15 protein-coding genes are annotated in these 17,373 nt (G+C 65.9%); 4 read left to right on the top strand and 11 right to left on the bottom strand.

What is annotated here, in order from left to right:
* Positions 1–30: 30 nt before the first annotated feature.
* From ADBZ9O_RS11510 to clpS, 8 genes are all read right to left on the bottom strand, one after another.
* Positions 31–642, bottom strand: a complete 612-nt coding sequence (locus ADBZ9O_RS11510) for a non-canonical purine NTP pyrophosphatase (RefSeq protein ID WP_526533077.1) — start codon at positions 640–642, stop codon at positions 31–33.
* A complete protein-coding gene (rph, locus tag ADBZ9O_RS11505) occupies positions 639–1,418 on the bottom strand; it encodes a ribonuclease PH (protein ID WP_526531255.1) in 780 nt (259 codons plus the stop codon). The genes ADBZ9O_RS11510 and rph overlap by 4 nt, the downstream gene beginning before the upstream one ends.
* A gap of 33 nt (positions 1,419–1,451) precedes the next feature.
* A complete protein-coding gene (locus ADBZ9O_RS11500) occupies positions 1,452–2,225 on the bottom strand; it encodes a cyclic nucleotide-degrading phosphodiesterase (protein ID WP_526531253.1) in 774 nt (257 codons plus the stop codon).
* An 80-nt stretch (positions 2,226–2,305) separates the two neighbouring features.
* A complete protein-coding gene (gene murI / locus ADBZ9O_RS11495; RefSeq protein WP_526531251.1) occupies positions 2,306–3,142 on the bottom strand; it encodes a glutamate racemase in 837 nt (278 codons plus the stop codon).
* A complete protein-coding gene (locus ADBZ9O_RS11490) occupies positions 3,139–3,810 on the bottom strand; it encodes a rhomboid family intramembrane serine protease (RefSeq protein ID WP_526531249.1) in 672 nt (223 codons plus the stop codon). The genes murI and ADBZ9O_RS11490 overlap by 4 nt, the downstream gene beginning before the upstream one ends.
* 25 nt (positions 3,811–3,835) lie before the next feature.
* Positions 3,836–4,858 carry a P1 family peptidase gene (locus tag ADBZ9O_RS11485; RefSeq protein WP_526531247.1) on the bottom strand — a complete coding sequence of 341 codons (1,023 nt, stop codon included), beginning with the start codon at positions 4,856–4,858 and terminating at the stop codon, positions 3,836–3,838.
* Positions 4,855–5,445, bottom strand: coding sequence for an oxidative stress transcriptional regulator AosR (gene aosR, locus ADBZ9O_RS11480; protein ID WP_526531245.1), 591 nt, complete (start codon positions 5,443–5,445; stop codon positions 4,855–4,857). The genes ADBZ9O_RS11485 and aosR overlap by 4 nt, the downstream gene beginning before the upstream one ends.
* A 30-nt stretch (positions 5,446–5,475) precedes the next feature.
* Positions 5,476–5,778 carry an ATP-dependent Clp protease adapter ClpS gene (gene clpS / locus ADBZ9O_RS11475; RefSeq protein WP_526531243.1) on the bottom strand — a complete coding sequence of 101 codons (303 nt, stop codon included), beginning with the start codon at positions 5,776–5,778 and terminating at the stop codon, positions 5,476–5,478.
* Positions 5,779–5,886: 108 nt separating this feature from the next.
* Here clpS and ADBZ9O_RS11470 point away from each other — a divergent pair, with 108 nt between their 5' ends.
* The 3 genes from ADBZ9O_RS11470 (at position 5,887) to ADBZ9O_RS11460 (ending at position 10,727) form a co-directional block, all read left to right on the top strand.
* Positions 5,887–7,134 carry a nicotinate phosphoribosyltransferase gene (locus ADBZ9O_RS11470; RefSeq protein WP_526533075.1) on the top strand — a complete coding sequence of 416 codons (1,248 nt, stop codon included), beginning with the start codon at positions 5,887–5,889 and terminating at the stop codon, positions 7,132–7,134.
* 36 nt (positions 7,135–7,170) lie between these two features.
* The gene (locus tag ADBZ9O_RS11465) at positions 7,171–9,189 is read left to right on the top strand and encodes an ATP-dependent DNA helicase (RefSeq protein ID WP_526533073.1); all 2,019 of its coding nucleotides are present in this window, start codon (positions 7,171–7,173) and stop codon (positions 9,187–9,189) included.
* Positions 9,190–9,293: 104 nt separating this feature from the next.
* On the top strand, positions 9,294–10,727 hold the full coding sequence (locus ADBZ9O_RS11460) for a neutral zinc metallopeptidase (RefSeq protein WP_526533071.1): 1,434 nt from the start codon (positions 9,294–9,296) through the stop codon (positions 10,725–10,727).
* Positions 10,728–10,756: 29 nt separating this feature from the next.
* Here ADBZ9O_RS11460 and ADBZ9O_RS11455 read toward each other — a convergent pair whose 3' ends face one another.
* The 3 genes from ADBZ9O_RS11455 to glgP form a co-directional block, all read right to left on the bottom strand.
* A complete protein-coding gene (locus tag ADBZ9O_RS11455) occupies positions 10,757–11,506 on the bottom strand; it encodes an MspA family porin (protein ID WP_526531241.1) in 750 nt (249 codons plus the stop codon).
* A gap of 74 nt (positions 11,507–11,580) precedes the next feature.
* Positions 11,581–12,444, bottom strand: a complete 864-nt coding sequence (locus ADBZ9O_RS11450; RefSeq protein ID WP_526531239.1) for a Vgb family protein — start codon at positions 12,442–12,444, stop codon at positions 11,581–11,583.
* Positions 12,441–15,056 carry an alpha-glucan family phosphorylase gene (gene glgP, locus ADBZ9O_RS11445; RefSeq protein WP_526531237.1) on the bottom strand — a complete coding sequence of 872 codons (2,616 nt, stop codon included), beginning with the start codon at positions 15,054–15,056 and terminating at the stop codon, positions 12,441–12,443. Before glgP ends, ADBZ9O_RS11450 begins: the two co-directional genes overlap by 4 nt.
* 209 nt (positions 15,057–15,265) lie before the next feature.
* Between glgP and ADBZ9O_RS11440 the strand changes: the two genes are divergently transcribed.
* Entirely contained in the window at positions 15,266–17,353 is a 2,088-nt protein-coding gene (locus tag ADBZ9O_RS11440; protein WP_526531235.1) for a maltotransferase domain-containing protein, read from the top strand.
* Positions 17,354–17,373 lie beyond the last annotated feature (20 nt).

Below are 17,373 nucleotides of genomic sequence, written 5' to 3'. Positions count from 1 at the left end.
GACTATACGCAGTTAGACACGCTATTCAAATTACTCCGGCAAAGTGCGCAACGCAGGTACCAGCAACGCCAGCGCACGCCCCCGATGCGAGGCCGCGTCCTTCTCCGCCGGACTCAACTCGGCGGCCGAACGGTCGGACCCGACCGGCACGAACACCGGGTCATAACCGAAACCGCCCCCACCGCGCGGTTCGCGCGCAATGGTGCCCGGCCACTGGCCACGCACGACGACGCTCTCGTCGGGCCCGTGACCCCAGACCAGCGCGCACGCCGATACGAACGCACCGCCACGGCGGTCATCGGGAACGTCACCGAGTTGAGCGAGCAGCAACGCGGTATTGGCGCTGTCATCGCCATGCCTGCCCGACCAGCGCGCCGACAGCACACCCGGCATCCCATTGAGGGCGGCCACTTCCAGACCGGAATCGTCTGCGACACAAGCCAATCCGGTAGCGAGGAAGCCGTCGCGGGCCTTCGCCAGTGCGTTTTCTTCAAAGGTTGCGCCCGTCTCAGGGGCTTCGTCGTAGGCAGGTACCTCGTCGAGCGATACCAGGGTGACCCGGTCCAGACCGGCCGCGTCGAGCACACGGCGCAACTCGGCCAGCTTTTTGGCGTTGCGGCTGGCAACCAGTAGAGAGGTCAGCTCCCGAACGCCTTCTTCGACGGCGGCCCGTCGGGCAGCACGCCCGGGTAAGGCAGCTCGAGAGCAGCACGCTGGACGGCGAACAAGGTGTCGCACGCCGCCAATGCCGCGTCGAGCAACTTGTCCAGCGTCGAGCGGGGGAAGGTCGCGCCCTCGCCGGTGCCCTGTACCTCCACGAGGGTGCCGGTATCCGTGGCGACGACGTTCATATCGACCTCGGCCCGCGAATCCTCTTCGTACGGCAGATCCGTGCGAACCCGACCATCGACGACACCCACGCTGACAGCGGCGATCGCACACGACAGCGGCCGCGGATCGGAAAGCTGACCGGCGGCGCCGAGGTAGGTGATCGCATCCGCCAGCGCTACGTAGGCGCCGGTGATGGCCGCTGTCCTGGTCCCGCCGTCGGCCTGCAGCACATCGCAGTCGATCGCGATCGTGTTCTCCCCCAGTGACCGCAGGTCGATGCATGCGCGCAGCGACCGACCGACCAGTCTGCTGATTTCCTGAGTTCGACCGCCGACCCGGCCCTTGACCGACTCACGATCGGAGCGGGTGTGGGTGGCGGCGGGCAGCATGGCGTATTCGGCGGTCAACCAGCCGAGGCCCGAACCCTTCCGCCAGCGCGGCACACCGTTGGTGACGCTCGCGGTGCACATCACTCTGGTTTGGCCGAATTCCACGAGCACCGAACCGGCCGGATGGGCGGTGAAGCCTCGGGTGATGACTACCGGGCGCAGCTCGTCATCGAGGCGACCATCTTCGCGTCTGGACACCCCGCAACCCTAACGAGGCTCGGCGACGCCGACTCAGGCGGCACGCACGTCGAAGGATTCTCCGCTGACGACCGCACGCACGGGACCGTCGAATTCGGCCTTGGCCTCGCTGATGACATCCTCGCGCGACGTCCACGGCGGGATGTGAGTGAGCAGCAACTCCGACACCCCGGCCTTGGCCGCAATCTGACCCGCCTCGGTTCCCGAGAGATGCACATGGGCGGGACGATCCTCGGCATGCGTCCACGACGCCTCGCACAGGAAGACATCGGCGTCGCGTGCCAGATCGATGACGGAATCACAGATTCCGGTATCACCGCTGTAGACGAGGACCGCTCCGGACGGGTCGGTGAAACGCATGCCGTAGGACTCGGTGGGATGCGATACCAGTCGCGGCTGCACGGTCAACGATCCGAAGGTGACGGCCTTGCCGTCTTCCCAATGCCTGACATCGAAAATATCGCGGAAATCGTCGAATTCGCCGCCTTCGGGTGACGATGCCGCCGCCAGCCGGGTCCAGGTGTCGCTGGGGCCGTACATGACGGCCCGGCCCACCGGCGGGTTCGGATGGTAACGACGCCAGACGAAGAGGCCGGGCAAATCAAGACAGTGGTCGGCGTGCAAGTGCGATAACAGGACTTGCACATCGCCGGGATCGGCGTGGCGCTGCAGGGCACCGAGCACACCGCCGCCGAAGTCGATGACCAACGGTGGGGTGTCAGGCGCAGTCAGTAGATAACCGGACGCAGGCGAATCAGGGCCAACGACACTGCCGGAGCAGCCGAGCACGGTGATTCGCACAGTCACTAGCTTGCCATGCCCGATCTCACTCGCGCGAAAACATCACAGCATTCGTCAGAGAAAGGTTAGGCACCCGTTCCAGAAAATCAGGTGGGCGCACCGGCATGGCGTTGAACTGGCGCAACACGGGTAATCGCCGGTCCCAGAAATCGGGCGGCCAACGCGGTGAAAGCCTGCGGATCGCCGGTCGCCTCGAACAGCCGCACAGGCGGCGACGCGTCGGGATTCTCCGGGTGGGGTCGCAGTAGATCGCGTTCGGTCAGGACCCGCAGCAGATCTTTTGCGGTCTCCTCAGCGCTGGATACCAGGGCGACGTTGTCGCCCATCGCGAGCTGGATCAACCCGGACAGCAGCGGGTAGTGCGTGCAGCCCAACACCAGGGTGTCCACATCGGCGCGCTGCAGCGGCTCGAGGTACCCCTCCGCCAGCCCGAGCACCTGGCGCCCGCTGGTGATGCCCCGCTCGACGAAATCGACGAACCGGGGGCACGCCACGGCGATGATCTCGGTATCGCGAGCGGCGGCGAAAGCGTCTTGATAGGCCCGGGACGCGACGGTCGCCTGGGTACCGATCACCCCGATGCGGCCGTTGCGGGTGGTGGCCACAGCACGCCGGACTGCGGGCAGGATGACCTCGATGACGGGCACGTCGTAGCGCTCGCGCGCGTCACGCAGGCAGGCCGCCGAGGCGGTATTACAGGCGATGACGAGTGCTTTGACACCACGATCGACAAGGTCGTCCATGATGGCCAGCGCGTGGACGCGGATCTCGGCGATGCCCAGCGGACCGTACGGACCGTTGGCGGTATCGCCGACGTAGATCATCTCTTCGTCGGGCAGTTGGTCGATGATCGCGCGGGCAACCGTCAGTCCACCGACACCGGAGTCGAACACCCCGATCGGGCTCAGCGGGCCAGGCGTCATGACTTGTAATACGGCAGCTGGGCGGGTGACGTCTTTTGCTTTTCCCGGGCTTTGCGTTCAGGCCCGGCCAACAGGTACGCCGCGATCACACCGGCGATACCGCCGCACAGATGGCCCTGCCAGGACACCCCGAAGGTGCCGGGTAGCGCACCCCACAGGACACCGCCGTAGACGAAGATGACGATGATCCCGACCACGATCTGCCAGGCATGGCGGGTGAAGAAGCCGAACACGATCAGGAACGTCAGCCAACCGAAGATCAGGCCTGACGCCCCGATGTGATTGGTCTCCACCCCGGGTGGGGCACCGATATTGCCGATCAGCCAGGTGCCGAGGCCGCCGAGGATCCACACGATCGCCGTCGCGTAGATGAACCGGGACATGCCTGCCAGCGTGACCAGGAAACCGAGCACCAGGGCGGGCCCGGTGTTCGCCACCAGGTGCCCCCAGTTGGCATGCAGCAGAGGCGCAAAGAGGATTCCTGTCAGGCCATCGGTCTCCAGCGGCCGGATGCCGTTGTTGTCCAGATGCTCACCGGTCACCTGATCCCAGGCTTCGATGATGTAGAGCAGCGCGACGAACGTGACGATGGTGGCGCCGCCGACCATCCACACCGGTCGCTTCTTCGACTGCGACGCCGGCGTGGCCGAATACCCGTTGCCGGTCATTGGTCCAGGCTACCGGCGAATCCAGCTAGGCGAATGCGCCAGGCAGCATGCCGCGATAGGTGGGCATTCCGGCGATCGACTCGGCGGCGAGGACGCCGGCCAGCACAGCCAGCGCCAGGCAGTCCGCCGCGGCCGCCCCGAGCTTGGCGACCAGTTTGGTTTCCGGCGACATGGAGGCGGGAGGCGCCGGGTCAATCAGCACCTCGACCGCGCCGGTGGCCAGGGCGAAGACGGTGTCCCCGTCCAGTGGGGTGTGCGCAGGTCGGATGGTGTGCGCCAACCCGTCTTGAGCGGCGATCGCCAGCCGTCGGCACGCCGCCGGGCTCAGCGCGGCGTCGGTGGCCACCACCGCGATGGTGGTGTTCAACGGGCTGTCGGTGCGATCGAGTTCGGCGTACGCGGCGATCTCGTCGGCCGGCGGTGGCTTCAGGCCGAACGCTTTGATCAGGTGCGCCATCCACGGCAGACCCGTCTCGGGGTCGATGACGTTTCCCGCCGAGTTCACCGCGACGACAGCACCCACGGTGACGCCGATGTCGAGGGTGATCGAGGCGGTGCCCAGCCCGCCCTTGAGCACTCCGGCCCGCGCGCCGACACCCGCACCGACGGTGCCGAGCGCGAAATCGGTGCTTGCGGCCTCGACGGCGGCGCGGCCGAATTCGGCGGTCGGGCGGCACTGCCAACCGCCGACGGGCAGATCGAAAATCACTGCGCCCGGGACGATGGGTACCACTCCGCCGTCCATGGCGACGCCGCGACCGTGTTCCTCCAACCAGCCCATCACGCCATCGGCCGCCGCAAGACCGTACGCGCTCCCGCCGGTGAGCAGGACCGCATCGACATAGCGCACGCTGTTGGACGGATCGAGTAGTTCGGTTTCCCGGCTGCCGGGTGCACCGCCCCGGACGTCGACGGCGCCGACCGTGCCCGGCGGCGTGAGCACGACCGTGCTGCCACTCGCCCAGCCCGAACCCAGGGTGGCATCGGGATCGAGCCGATGGTGGTGTCCGACAAGGATTCCGCTGACATCGGTGATCGAACCGGTCATCGGATCGGCTTGCCCATCAGGCCGAGCACCAGATACTCCTGCAGCACTGTGAGCCACTGGTAGACGTCGAGATGACCGGCCATCGGATGCTCGGGCGGCAGCTGATCGAGGCCGTCAGGACCGATGTTCAACATGCTGCCCAGCGCCAGTCGAACGTCGTTGACGCTGGCGACCCAGGCGTTGGCGTCGGACTCGGTCAGCTCGAATTTGCCACCGCTTTTGGGGCAGGTGTCCAGTAGGCATCTGGCGGCATCACGTTTGGCATCGATGATGTCGGGTTCGTGCAGACTGCGTAGCGCACTGTTGAGACTGTCGGCGGCCGTCGAACCCGCCGGGTGGTCGTTGTTGTGCGGGCGGAAGAAATCCGGCAGCAGCCGACCCATGGTGGCGTCCTCGGGGGCGGTCGAATTGCCTGTCCGGATACCGGTGATCTGCTCGAGCTCGTCCGAGGGCGCCGACGCTTCCCGTTCGTCAAGCATGCCAACCATGGAGGTGACCATGTTGTGCAGCAAGGCTGCTTCATGCGGGTCGAGCGTGGATCGGAAACGGGGGCCGTCGGCGGTGTCTACCCGCTTCCATTTGCGCACTACGAATTCCTGACCGTCCCGATAACCTGGTCAGCGATCCTGCTGCATGGTGGCCCATAACCCGGCGGCATGCAGCTTGGTGACGTCGACCTCCATGGACTCTCGGGTACCTGAGGACACGACGGCTTTGCCTTCGTTGTGGACCTGCAGCATCAGCTTGGTGGCCTTCGGTTCGTCGTAACCGAACAGCTTTTGCAAGATGTAGGTCACGTAGTTCATCAGGTTGACCGGATCGTCCCAGACGATCGTCACCCACGGGCGCTGAGCGGCCGTCGAGGAGTCCGCCTGCCGTTGCCCTGCGGCCCCGGGCTTGGTCTCTGCTGGCGCAGCCATGGGGGTAAGGATACCGAGCTTTCGTCACGCTGAAACCAGGCTCTCCCCCGCTCGTCTAACGTTTCCCGTGTGACGGTGGCCCTGCTGACCGATAAATACGAGCTGACCATGCTCTCCGCCGCCCTGCGCGACGGAACCGCACAGCGGTTGACGACTTTCGAACTCTTCGCCCGCCGACTACCAGAAGGTCGTCGCTACGGTGTGGTCGCCGGCCCAGGCCGATTTCTGGAAGCGTTGCAGCAGTTCAGGTTTGATGAGGCCGACCTGGAATCGCTGACAGACTTCCTCGATGCCGACACCCTGACGTTCCTGCGAGATTTCCAGTTCACCGGCGACGTCGACGGGTACGCCGAAGGCGAGCTGTACTTTCCCGGTTCACCGGTGTTGTCGGTGCGCGGCACCTTCGCCGAATGCGTCCTGCTCGAGACACTGGCGTTGTCGATCTTCAACCACGACACGGCCATCGCCTCGGCGGCCGCCAGGATGGTCAGCGCCGCCGGGGGGCGCACGCTGATCGAGATGGGCTCCCGTCGCACCCACGAGTGGGCCGCGGTAGCCGCGGCGCGCGCCGCCTATATCGCGGGGTTCGACGGCACCTCCAACCTGGAGGCCAAACACACCTACGGTGTGCCCGCGATGGGCACCAGCGCGCACGCGTTCACCATGCTCTACAGCGGCGCGGACGGTCCCGACGAGCTGTCGGCGTTCAAGGCCCAGGTCGCCGCGCTCGGTGTCGGTACCACCCTGCTGGTCGACACCTACGACGTCACCACCGGTGTCGCCAACGCTGTCGAAGCGGCCGGGCGCGAACTCGGTGCAGTGCGCATCGACTCCGGCGATCTGGGTGTGCTGACCCGTCAGGTCCGTGCGCAGCTGGACGACCTGGGGGCCACCAAAACCGGGATCGTGCTGTCCGGCGACCTCGACGAGTACGCGATCGCCGCCCTGCGGGCCGAACCCGTCGACAGTTACGGGGTAGGCACCAAACTGGTCACCGGGTCCAGCGCCCCCACCGCGAACATGGTCTACAAACTCGTCGAGGTCGACGGTCTGCCGGTGGAGAAACGCAGCAGCCACAAGGAATCTCACGGTGGCGCGAAGAAAGCGATGCGCTTGTCCCGGTCGACCGGCACGATCATCGAAGAAGTCGTGTACCCCGTCGGACACCAACCCGATATCGACGAGCCGTCGCGCGTGGTGACAGTTCCTCTGGTGCGCGAGGGTAAGCAGGTCAGCCACGACACGCTCGACGATGCCAGGGCTCTGGTCGCCAGCGGCCTGAAAAGCATTCCGTGGGAAGGACTTAAGCTCTCCCAGGGCGAACCCGCGATACCGACCCGGCTCATCCCACGGTAAGGGGAATCAACCACGTCCACCCAGAAAGACCTTGCGATACCCGAGCTGTTGGCCCTGGCGGTGGCAGCCCTTGGGGGCAGTGAACGAAGCGGCCAGGTTGCCATGGCCGAAGCCGTTGCCCACGCGTTCGAATCCGGCGAGCATCTCGCGGTGCAGGCAGGCACCGGAACCGGAAAGTCGCTGGCGTACCTGGTTCCCGCCATCGCGATGGCAACCAAGGGTGATGCCCATGACAGCAGCCCGGTGGTGGTCTCGACTGCGACGATCGCACTGCAGCGCCAGCTGGTCGATCGCGATCTGCCTCGGCTGGCGAAGGCCATCTCAGCCGCGCTGCCCCGCGCCCCGCGGTTCGCATTGTTGAAGGGACGCGGAAACTACCTGTGCCTGAACAAGATTCACAACGGTTCGGCCAGCGGTGAGCGCACCTCAGACGAGGTCGAACCGCCGCAGGAGGAACTGTTCGAACCGTTCGCGGCGACCGCGCTCGGGCGCGATGTCCAGCGACTGACCGCCTGGGCCGACGAAACCGCCACCGGTGACCGAGACGAGGTCAAACCCGGTGTGCCGGACCGGTCCTGGGCCCAGGTCAGTGTCTCGGCGAGGGAATGTATCGGGGTGGCCCGCTGCCCGTTCGGTACCGAGTGCTTCTCCGAGAAGGCGCGCGGCGAGGCCGGCCGGGCCGATGTCGTGGTCACCAACCATGCACTGCTGGCCATCGATGCCATCGCCGATGCTTCGGTACTGCCCGAACACGACCTTCTCGTCATCGACGAGGCACACGAGCTGGCCGATCGGGTGACCGGCGTGGCCACCGCCGAACTGACTTCGGCCACCCTCGGGGTTGCGCTGCGGCGCAGCACGCGGCTGATCGGGCCTGAGCTCAGTGCGCGCCTGGAAGCGGCGTCGACCACCTTCTCCTCGGCGATCCACGATGGAACACCGGGGCGCATCGACCACCTCGACGACGAACTCGCCACCTATCTGACCGCGTTGCGCGACGCCGCCCAGTCCGCCAGGGCGTCGATCAATCCGTCCCCCGTTGACCCCAAGGCCGCAGCGGCCCGCGCCGAGGCTGTTGTCGGCCTGACCGAAATCCACGACACCGCCGACCGCATCCTGATTTCTTTCGGGCCCGCGCTGGCCGACCGGACCGATGTGGTGTGGCTCGATCACGAGGAAGTGAAGCGGGGAAGCGGGACGATCAGGCCCGTGCTGCGGGTGGCACCGTTGTCGGTCGCCGGACTGCTGCGGAATCGCTTGTTCGCCCATGCGACGACGGTGCTCACCTCCGCGACATTGACCGTGGGTGGATCGTTCGAGGCGATGGCGGGTGGGTGGGGGCTGAACCGCTTCTCGCCCGACGACACCCCACCGAAGTGGCGCGGCCTCGATGTGGGTTCACCCTTCGAGCACGCCAAATCGGGGATCCTCTACGTTGCCGCGCATCTGCCGCCGCCGGGGCGCGACGGTATCGGGTCGGCCGAGCAGCAGAACGAGATCGCCGAACTGATCACCGCGGCAGGCGGCCGGACGCTCGGTTTGTTCTCGTCAATGCGGGCAGCCAAGGCGGCAGCCGAAGCGATGCGCGAACGCCTCGACACCCCGGTGCTGTGCCAGGGCGATGAGTCCACGTCCGTACTCGTCGAGCAGTTCAGTGCCGACGCGGCGACATCATTGTTCGGCACGTTATCGCTGTGGCAGGGCGTCGATGTGCCTGGACCGTCGCTGTCTCTGGTGTTGATCGACCGGATCCCGTTTCCCCGACCCGATGACCCTCTGCTCACTGCCAGACAGCGCGCCATCGCCGCGCGTGGCGGCAACGGTTTCATGGCAGTGGCGGCCAGTCACGCCGCGCTGCTGCTGGCCCAGGGTGCGGGCCGGTTGCTGCGCAGGGCCGATGACCGCGGCGTCGTCGCGGTCCTGGATTCCCGGATGGCCACCGCCCGCTACGGCGGTTATCTCAAGGCGTCGTTGCCGCCGTTCTGGTCGACCACCGACGCCACTGCGGTCCGGTCGGCGCTGCAGCGATTGCGGGTCGACGCCGAACGCGGGTGAGCCGCACTATCCTGGCAACAACCTGGGGACGGCCCCACTTGAATTCGTAAAGGGGGCGAGCGGTGCGGCTCCTCCACCAGCTCGGTGTCCGACGCCAGGGACGTATGTTCGCCGCCACCCTGGGGATCTTGGCTCTGGTGTGCGGTTCAACGGTGTCCTGTTCGACAACCCTGGACGGCACCGCGGTATCGGTCTTCGCCGACCCGTTCAAAGTCGCCGGTATGCAGGCCACCGATGGGCCGACTGGCCTGCGACCGGATGCTGTGGCGCCGACCCGCGAGGTCGAGGACACCGACGGCGGCCAGATCGACAACATCGGCGGTCAGTCGGTCAGCGATATCGAGGAGTTCTGGGGGACCGCCTACGGAGACGCCTTCCCCGGGCAATTCAAGCCGGTCCGCAAGGTGCTGTCCTGGGATGCCGAGGACTACGACGGCGTCTTCTGCGAAGAGGACACCTACGGGTTGGTCAACGCCGGCTTCTGCCCGCTGGACCAGTCGATCGGCTGGGATCGGGCTGAACTTTTCCCCGCCCTGCAACGCGCGAACGGCGATATGGCCATCACGATGGTGCTGGCCCATGAGTACGGCCACTCCGTGCAGAAACAGGCCAAGCTGAACAAACGCGGCACCACCACGCTGGTGGCCGAACAACAGGCCGACTGCTTTGCTGGCGTCTATATGCGCTGGGTCGCCGAGGGACACTCCCAACGCTTCACCCTCAGCACCGGCGAAGGTCTCAACAATCTGCTGGCCGGCATGATCTCGTTCCGCGATCCCCTTCTGAGCACCGACGACATCTTCGGCGAAGGCGACGAGCATGGCTCGGCCTTCGAGCGGGTCTCCGCCTTCCAGTTCGGCTTCACCGACGGCGCATCGGCGTGTGCGGCGATCGACGCCAAAGAGGTCGCGCAACGGCGCGGCGATCTGCCCATCGAATTGCAGTCCGATCAGACCGGTGAATGGCCGGTCTCCGAAGAGTCGGTCCGCGCGGTGATGGACGCGATGAATATCCTGTTCACCCCCGCCCGGCCGCCGACGCTGAGCCTCGATGCCGCATCGGCCGCCACCTGTCCCGATGCGCGGCCCAGTCCGCCTGCGTCATTTTGTCCCGCGACCAACACCATCACCGTCGACCTGCCCGAGCTGGAGAAACTCGGCGCCGCCGGCGGCGAAGATCAGACGTCGGTGCTCTCCGGCGACAACACGGCGTACTCGGTGCTGATGTCGCGCTTCATGGTGGCGATACAGGCTCAGCACGGGGCATTGGCCTTGGATACCGCCGAAGCGGGCCTGCGCACGGCATGTCTGACCGGGGTGGCCACCACGAAACTGACCAGGGAGGTCACCACGCCCGACGGCAACACCGTCGCGTTGACCGCGGGTGACCTCGACGAAGCGGTCGCCGGCCTGCTGACCAACGGATTGGCGGCCGGTGACGTCAATGGCGAGCCGGTGCCTGCGGGTTTCTCCCGCATCGACGCGTTCCGCATCGGCGTACTCGGCGACGAGGAGCGCTGCCTCAAGCGTTTCCCGTAACCGCTTCCTATAACCGCGGCGAGCCGGCCTCAGACCACCTTGGTCGTGCCGTACCAGGCCAGGATCGCATCCGACATGCTCGTCGACCGGGTCAGGAACGCATAGGAGCGGATGAAGGACTGCCCGACGCAGCCGTCGATCTTGATCCGGAAACCCTGCACCATCACCCACGGATCGGCACCGGTGAACTGCTTCTTGCTGACCGGAACGATGTTGATGATGCCCGGTTTCAGCCCGATCGTGACACCACCGCCGAGGTTGCCGCCGATGCCTGGCAGGACGCCCTCGGGTTCGGGCGAGATGACGTCGGTGCCGAGGATGCCGAGCGATGAGGTAACACCCATCGTGCCGGTCAGGGAGACACCGTTGGAGGTGCTCATATCGATCCCGCAACCGATCTGATAGCCGACCTCAAGGGTCCCCATCGGCGGCTCGGATTCCTCCGGTCCGCTCATGGCGCCGTTGAACGTGCCACCGACTTCGTACTCCCGGGACGAAAGGGCGGTGGTCAACGGCGGAATCGCGCGTTGCGATTCGTCCTTGGCGGACACCTTGAGCACCCAATCGTCCGGCGATGTCAGGGTGGCGGGCGGGGTGGACACGACCTTGCCGTCGTCGACAGGTGGTAGCGCCGCTGCGGCCGGGTCGGTGGGCGCCGCATCAGCGGCGTCGACAACGACAGGCTCCGGTTCCGGATCGGCGGCGGCGGGGACCGTGGCCAAGCCGAATAGCAGGCACGCGGCCAGCAGCGCAGCCGATCGTCTGATCACCGAAGACATCACAGGCGTCCTTCATGGCGCCTCCCCCTGGTCCCGCAGCACCGATGCTGCGGTTCGTGCGCCCTTGTCGGAACTTACAACGACGGCAGCCGCACCACGAACCCGACCTCCAAGGCGACCCAGACGGCGCCACCGTTGCCGATCGCCAGCCCATGCGGTTCGCTGCCCGCGGGCAGATCCATCGTCTCGATCTCGCCGTCGCCGCTGACCCTGGCGATCTGATCACCGCCCCACAAGCTGACCCAGACTCCGTCGGCGTCATCAGCGAGCACCGCGTGCGGGCCGCCGGGCAGATCAATTTCCTGGATTGCATCGTTGAGCGGAATCCGGCCGAGCTTGCCTGCGCGGACTTCCGTGAACCACACCGCATCGTCGTGGGTAGCGGCGATCCCCACCGGGCCGGCATTCGGCGTAGGCAAGGCGCGCACGGTCAGCCCGTCGCGCCCGCCCGCACCCGGCACCAACCTGGCGATCGCGTTGGCCTCGTTGAGCGTGCACCACAGCGCGCCGTCCGGGCCGGTGATGATCATCGACGGCCGCCCGCCGATCATCGCTTCGTCGGTGATCTCACCATCGGTGGTGATCCGGCCCACGACACCTGTGGCCATGGTCGTGAACCAGAGGGAACCGTCCGGGCCTGCGGTGATACCGAACGGCGCACTGCCGTGCGCGAGTGGATAGCTGCGCAGTTCGCCGGCGGTGGTGATCCGGCCGATCCGGTCGTCGCCCGCGCAGGTGAACCACATCGCGCCGTCGGATCCGGCGGTGATGATCGACGGTTTCGCATCCGGTGCCACATCGTAAATGTCGACGTCGCCGGCATCGGAGACCCTGGCGATCTGGCCGCTGTGCACCAACGTCACCCACATCGCGCGATCGGGGCCCGCCGCCAACGCGTAGGGGCCACCATCGAGCGCGACGGTCAAAGGGCCGGTCACGCCAATGCGACCAGGCCGAGTTCGTTGTCACCGCAGAGCAGCGGATGGTGCGGCAGCACCCGGACGGTGTAACCCACCGCACCCGCGACCGGCAGCGGTGTCGTCGTGGTGAAGATATCGACGCCCTCACCGGTTCCGCTGTACCGCATGGACACCGTGATCGGATCGACCAACGCGTCGTGGCTGTCGACATGGCCGAGTACCGCCTGCACCACCACTTCCTCAGGTCTCAGGCCCGCGAGCTGCACGGTAGCCGTCAAGGTCAGCTCCGAGCCGAGCAGTGGGGTGTCGGGCAGGCCCGTGCTGTCGACGTCGGTGATCGCGATCTTGGGCCAGGCCTGCTCGACGCGTTTGCGGTAAGCGGCGAGTTCGCGGGCGGCGCCGAACGGTGCTGATTCAGCTTCTCCCTCTGCTTCTCCCCCCGAGATGGTCGCCCGCACCGACTGCGCGGCAGGCAGGTAGTACTGCTCGGTGTAGTCGCGAACCATCCGCGATGCCAGCACCTTCGGCCCCAGTGTCTGCAGGGTGTGCCGGACCATTTCGACCCAACGGGTGGGCACTCCACGTTCATCGCGATCGTAAAACCTGGGCGCCACCGCCTCCTCGAGGAGGTTGTAGAGCCCAGCCGCTTCAATGTCGTCACGACGGGTTTCGTCGACCAGCCCGTCAGCCGTCGGGATCTCCCAGCCGTTTTCGCCGTCGTACCACTCATCCCACCAACCGTCGCGGATGGACAGGTTCAAACCGCCGTTGAGCGCGCTCTTCATCCCCGAGGTGCCGCACGCTTCCAGCGGCCGCAGCGGATTGTTCAGCCAGACGTCACAACCCCAGTAGAGCAACCGCGCCATCGACATGTCGTAGTCGGGCAGGAACGCAATCCGGTGCCGCATATCGGGACGGTCGGCGAATTTCACCACCTGCTGGATCAGCGCCTTGCCACCATCGTCGGCGGGATGCGATTTTCCGGCCACGATCAACTGGATCGGGCGGTTGGGGTCCAGGAGCAACTTCTCCAGCCGGTCCGGGTCACGCAACATCAGCGTCAGCCGTTTATATGTCGGCACCCGCCGCGCAAACCCGATCGTCAGCACATCGGAGTCGAAAGCCGTTGCAATCCAGCCTAATTCGGCATCGGAAGCGCCACGCTCCAGCCAGGACCGTCGGAGCCGGGCCCGGACGTCTGCGACCAGTAGTTCGCGCAGCTGCGAGCGGATCCACCACATGTGCCCTGGATCGACCTGCTGCACCTTCACCCAGGTGGCCGGCTCAGCCAGCGAACCCAGACCCGCGTCGCCCGCCAGTTCCCGCGCCAGTTCCAGCCACTGCGGCGCAGCCCAGGTCGGCGCGTGCACCCCGTTGGTGATCGAACCGATCGGCACCTCGTCGGGGTCGAACCCGGGCCAGAGTTCGTTGAACATCTCCCGGCTGACCTTGCCGTGCAACAGCGAAACCCCGTTGTGCCGCTGGGCCAGCCGCAGCCCCATATGCGCCATGTTGAATTTCGTCGGATCGTCTTCGGCGCCGAACGCGAGGATGTTCTCCAACGGCACTCCGGGCAGCAGCACCGCCGATTCGCCGTCGCCAAAGTAGCGGCGCACCATCTCGATCGGGAAGCGGTCGATACCGGCGGGCACCGGCGTATGGGTGGTGAACACTGTGCTTGCCCGGACCACGGCCAGCGCGGCGTCGAAATCCAGCCCCGAGCCCGTCATATATTCGCGGATCCGCTCGGCGCCGAGGAATCCGGCGTGGCCTTCGTTCATATGGAACACCTCGGGTGCGGGCAGACCCTCGATCTCGGTGAACGCCCGGATGGCCCGAATACCGCCGATACCGGCCAGGAGCTCCTGTTTGATCCGGTGTTCCTGATCGCCGCCGTAGAGCCGATCGGTGGTGCCCCGTAGGTCGTGCTCGTTCTCGGGGATATCGGAGTCCAACAGCAGCAGTGGCACGCGGCCGACCTGGGCGATCCAGATCCTGGCGTGCAGCAACGCCGAGTCCGGTAGCGCCAGCGACACCAACACCGCGGCACCCGCGGAGTCGGTGAGCAGTCGCAACGGCAGGCCCTGCGGGTCCAGTGACGGATAGGTCTCGTGTTGCCAGCCGTCGGCGGTCAGCGATTGCCGGAAATACCCCGATCGGTAATAGAGGCCGACGGCAATCAGCGGCAGGCCCAGGTCGGACGCCGATTTGAGGTGATCGCCGGCGAGGATGCCCAATCCTCCGGAATAGTTCGGTAGCACCTCGGCCACGCCGAATTCCATCGAGAAGTACGCGATGCCGGCGGGCATGGCCTTCTCGGGTGAACCCGCACCTTGCTGCTGGTACCACAGTGGTCGGCTCAGATAGTCGTCGAGATCGGCAGCCAAAGTGTCGAGGCGTTCCAGGAAGCCGCGATCAACCGCCAGCTCGTCGAGCCGCGCCGGGCTCACCACACCGAGCAGTTCCACCGGGTCACCACCGGACTGTGTCCACAGGGCTTCGTCGATGGCGGCAAATAGGTCCTGGGTGGGTTTGTCCCAGGACCAGCGCAGATTCACCGACAACCGTTCGAGCGCGGCAAGTCGCTCGGGAAGGTGGGTGCGAACAGTGAACCTGCGGAGTGCCTTCACACGAGCCAACCTTACTGACGGGGTCCTTGTGCCGCGGGATCTCGCTGGTGGCGCTTCCCGCCCCAGCAGTGAGCCCGGCCACTACGGTGTGAGTAGGGCGCGAAGTGGTTAAACCCTTGTACCAAGGAGCAATACCGACAGACTTTGGCAAGACCGCAACTACACCGCGCGGAACTATCCGTGCCATAGACCTCATGAGGAGAGTTCGGGTGCCCGGTCGTATCGAGATCGACGACGTCCAACCCGTCATATCTGGCGGAAAGTTCCCGGCCAAGGCGGTTGTCGGCGAGGTGGTTCCCGTTTGCGCCACGGTGTGGCGGGAAGGCCACGACGCTGTCGCGGCCACCTTGGTGGTGCGCTATCACGGCACCTCCTACCCCCAGCTCGTGACGGGCCCGGCCAAACGGCCTGAGTCCCCGCAGCCGGTCCCCATCGGGGACGTGGTGTCCCCGGCGCCGCGGATCAAACCGCAGCTGGTGCCGATGTCAGCCGGTGTCACGCCGGATGTGTTCCACGGTCAGTTCACGCCCGACACAGTGGGGCTGTGGACCTACCGCGTGGACGGTTGGGGTGACCCCATCAGCACGTGGCGCCACGCGGTCGTTGCGAAGCTGGAGGCCGGCCAGAGCGAATCCGAACTGTCCAATGACCTGCTGGTCGGTGCCCGGCTCCTGGATCGGGCCTCCACCGGCGTGCCCCGCCAGCTGCGCTATCCGCTGATCGAGGCCGCGGCCGCGCTTCGTGAGCCCGGCGACCCGTTCACCAGGGCGGGGGCCGCTCTCGGGCCCGATGTGACCGCCCTGCTGGCGGAGTATCCGCTGCGCGAATTGATCACCCGCGGTGATCAATTCGGCATCTGGGTGGACCGGCCGCAGGCGCGCTTCGCGTCCTGGTACGAGCTGTTTCCGCGCTCGACCGGCGGCTGGGACAGCGACGGTAACCCTGTGCACGGCACCTTTGCCACCGCCAGCAAGGGCCTGCCCCGGATTGCGAGCATGGGTTTCGACGTGGTGTATCTCCCGCCGATTCACCCGATCGGCAAGGTGCACCGCAAGGGACGCAACAACGCCGTCACGGCCGCACCCGGTGACGTCGGGTCGCCATGGGCGATCGGCAGCGACGAGGGTGGTCACGACGCCGTGCACCCAGAGTTAGGCACCATCGAGGACTTCGACGAATTCGTCGCCACCACAAGAGATCTCGGCATGGAGGTGGCCCTGGACCTGGCATTGCAATGCGCGCCGGACCATCCGTGGGCCAAAGACCACCGGCAGTGGTTCACCGAACTTCCCGACGGCACCATCGCCTACGCGGAGAATCCGCCGAAGAAATACCAGGACATCTATCCGCTGAACTTCGACAACGACCCCGCCGGCCTGTACGACGAAGTGCTGCGGGTGGTGCTGCACTGGATGGACCACGGCGTCAAGATCTTCCGGGTGGACAACCCCCACACCAAGCCACCGGATTTCTGGGCGTGGTTGATCGGCAAGGTGAAGGCCATCGATCCCGATGTGCTGTTCCTGGCAGAGGCGTTCACCCGACCGGCCCGGCTCTACGGCCTGGCCAAACTCGGTTTCACCCAGTCCTACAGCTACTTCACCTGGCGGACCGCCAAGTGGGAGATCACCGAGTTCGGCGAGCAGATCGCCGAACACGCCGACGAAGCCCGTCCGAACCTGTTCGTGAACACCCCCGACATCCTGCATGAGAGTCTGCAGTACGGCGGTCCGGGGATGTTTGCCATCCGCTCGGTACTCGCCTCGACGCTCAGCCCGTTGTGGGGGGTGTACTCCGGATTCGAACTGTTCGAGCATCAGGCGGTGCGGGAAGGCAGTGAGGAGTATCTGAACTCGGAGAAGTACGAATTGCGCCCACGCGATTTCGACGATGCACTCACCCGCGGGGCGTCGCTGGAACCATTTATCAGCCGTCTCAACGAGATTCGTAAGCTCCATCCCGCGTTGCGACAGATGCGCACGATCAAGTTCCACCATCTCGACAACGACGCACTGCTGGCGTACTCCAAGTTTGATCCCGCCACCGGCGACACCGTTCTGGTGGTCGTGACCCTCAACCCGTTCGGGCCAGAAGAATCCACCTTGTTTTTAGACATGGCCGCGCTGGGTATGGAGCCATACGAGCGTTTCTGGGTTCGCGATGAAGTCTCCGGAGAGGAATACCAATGGGGTCAAGCGAACTACATCCGCATAGACCCGGCCAGAGCGGTTGCGCACGTCATAAATATGCCGCTGATTCCGAACGAGCTGCGCGCTTCACTGCTGCGCCGCGAATGAACGGCCTTACGAAGAAGGGA

This window comes from Mycobacterium sp. (assembly GCF_965229105.1).
Classification (GTDB): domain Bacteria; phylum Actinomycetota; class Actinomycetes; order Mycobacteriales; family Mycobacteriaceae; genus Mycobacterium.
Note: the sequence above shows the minus strand (reverse complement) of the source record. Positions and strands in the feature narration are given on the sequence as shown.